This window comes from Streptomyces spiroverticillatus (assembly GCA_014650415.1).
GTDB classification, from domain to species: domain Bacteria; phylum Actinomycetota; class Actinomycetes; order Streptomycetales; family Streptomycetaceae; genus Streptomyces; species Streptomyces spiroverticillatus.
Genome location: BMUX01000064.1, coordinates 1 through 1,489, shown reverse-complemented (window position 1 = coordinate 1,489; position 1,489 = coordinate 1). Strand labels below are relative to the sequence as shown.

Sequence of the window (1,489 nt, the reverse complement as noted above, 5' to 3'; positions counted from 1 at the left end):
GTCATCCGCCGGCAACCGGCCCGGATAGCGATACCGCCGCGCAGGACACGGCGGCAACAACGGCGCTACCCGCTCCCACAAGTCATCAGGCACAAGATCATCCGGCACAGACAGAACTGTGCCGTCCGGACACCTCAACTGCCAAGCCCCAGAACCAAACTCATTCTGAAACGATCAGTAAGCGCCGGTTAGCCTCGATCTTTCCTGACGGCCCGCCATGGTCAGCCGGGGTTGTGGAGGGTGTCGAGCCGTCGGATCGCGTCGTGGTGCAGTTCTCGAACGCCGAGTCGACAAGTTTCGTGGCAGTGGCCGTCCCGGTGTCCTTGAAGATCAGGTTCCAGCACTCACGGAACACCCTTACCTTTCCCAGGCAGGAGGTATGGGTTCGCAGCCTTCCCTAATCAGGAGTAACACATCTAAGGTGACTCTTGGGTACTCTGCCTAGCTAGATGTGAAGTTGGTACCATGAATAGCTCTGGCCCCACGCAACCTTCCAGTCCTTTGGGAAGCACGGGTGGCGCAATCCCTCCTGCACCCCCGGTGCCTCACGCCTCCCTCGGGAGGCGTGCCATTAGGCGTGTAGCTGCTGCACACCGCGGCCGAACATTGGAGGACTGGGGGGTTCTTTTCGGGTTTTATTCCACAGTGATCTTCGGCATAGTGGGAGCCATTGCTGCATTCATGGCGGTTTTCGTAGCATCTGAGGCCAATGACTTAACCAGGGAAGGAGAGGTTAAGAAAGCAGGTCTTGAGATCGCAAAGGTATCGGCATTTGCGGTGAAGGTTCCTGCGGAAGTGATTGGGGAGGAGGATGCGGGTATTCCCCAGAGGCCACCGGCATCCGCAAGGGGAGTTCACGTGGAGATTACGGTCCGCAATCTTGAAGAGTCTCCATCATTCATCTCCAGATTAATGGTGACCTTCCAGGCATCTGGGCACCCAGACGTCTGTTCGCCGGCTGGAGGCCCCCTTTCGGTAACCGCCGAATATCAGGTGAAGATACCCTGGGATCAGCCTTTGCAGAAGGGGAGTGGCTATCACAAGGTGCCATTTACGGTGACACACGAGTTGACTCACGAGATTCGACCGAATATGTACGAGAAATTCCTCATATCGCTTGGCCCGGAATATGAGTATGAAGAGATGCCCTGGCTCGGGATATTCAAGATAGCGCTAGAGCGTGACTCCGGAGAAAAGGTAGAGACCAATCCGATCGCTGCAATCGAAGGAGATTACACCACTCGCCCATTCTCTGAGAGCGCGAATGATGACAAGGAAAGGCGGTGTCAGGTGAGAAATTCCAATGAGGTTCTCAGTATGCTCAAAGTCCCTGACCTGATTTTATCTCGGGAGTTTAGAGATCTTAAAGCAGAGCTGGAAGCTATTAGGTCTTCGAATTAGAGCCAGCCTAACCTCGAAATTTCGTGACGGCTCGTCAGGTCAACTGGTGGGCTGTTGCGCTTTGTTGGGCCGGGTGCGGGCAGGTTGA

1 protein-coding gene and 1 pseudogene are annotated in these 1,489 nt (G+C 55.5%); one reads left to right on the top strand and one right to left on the bottom strand.

The window, feature by feature from the left end:
* Positions 1–108 (bottom strand): annotated as a pseudogene (locus IE269_RS43675) (IS5/IS1182 family transposase); the annotation flags it as partial.
* Between the two features lie 537 nt (positions 109–645).
* Between IE269_RS43675 and IE269_RS42670 the strand changes: the two are divergent.
* A complete protein-coding gene (locus IE269_RS42670) occupies positions 646–1,401 on the top strand; it encodes a hypothetical protein (protein WP_189828761.1) in 756 nt (251 codons plus the stop codon).
* Positions 1,402–1,489: the final 88 nt, after the last annotated feature.